We start from the raw sequence: 577 nt of genomic DNA, 5'->3' as shown, positions 1-577 counted from the left end.
GTCGCATCGCTGGCACAGCCCAGCGTTTCCAGCTGGCTATCGCTCAATTCGATATGAGAGAAGTCTTCAGGATCTGGCGGCGAATCCGCAGCACCCACCAAACGCCCCGGCAAGCCATCGCGGTCCAACCAGCTCCAGAACACCGCTGGACAGAGAAAGTCCCGCTGCTGCTCGGGTTCAAGCACATGACTGAACAGCAAGGGGAACAACCGTGGGTCGTAATAACGCAGCAAACCCAAACACCCGCCATTGCGCGCTTCAATACAGCGACCCAGGTGGTCGGCCAGCGCCTCGAACGGCCATAACGAGGCCAGCACCAGCAGTTGCGATTGGCATTTCAGCGTTTGCACCAGGCCGTCAAACCACAGCCGCTGCATCGGTTGTTCCAGATCGACGCGAACCAGCAACGGTGCCAAGTCCTCGGCGCCCTCCTCAGGTAAGCCGCTGAACAACGAGCGCCAGGGCAATGCCGGTTCGACGCTAAGCACACTTGGCAGCAGCGGGCGGGGGCTGCCCGCCTGATCGATAATCACGTCAAGGTAAGTGATGGACGCATCGGCACAGGACGACTCCAGGT

At 60.5% G+C, this 577-nt stretch carries 1 protein-coding gene; it reads right to left on the bottom strand.

The features are described from left to right. Positions 1-577 (bottom strand): DUF4123 domain-containing protein (locus NR126_RS28430; RefSeq protein WP_256832488.1); only part of this gene is annotated, 577 nt, incomplete at both ends.

Source organism: Pseudomonas sp. Pse1 (assembly GCF_024519635.1).
GTDB lineage: Bacteria > Pseudomonadota > Gammaproteobacteria > Pseudomonadales > Pseudomonadaceae > Aquipseudomonas.
Note: the sequence above shows the minus strand (reverse complement) of the source record. Positions and strands in the feature narration are given on the sequence as shown.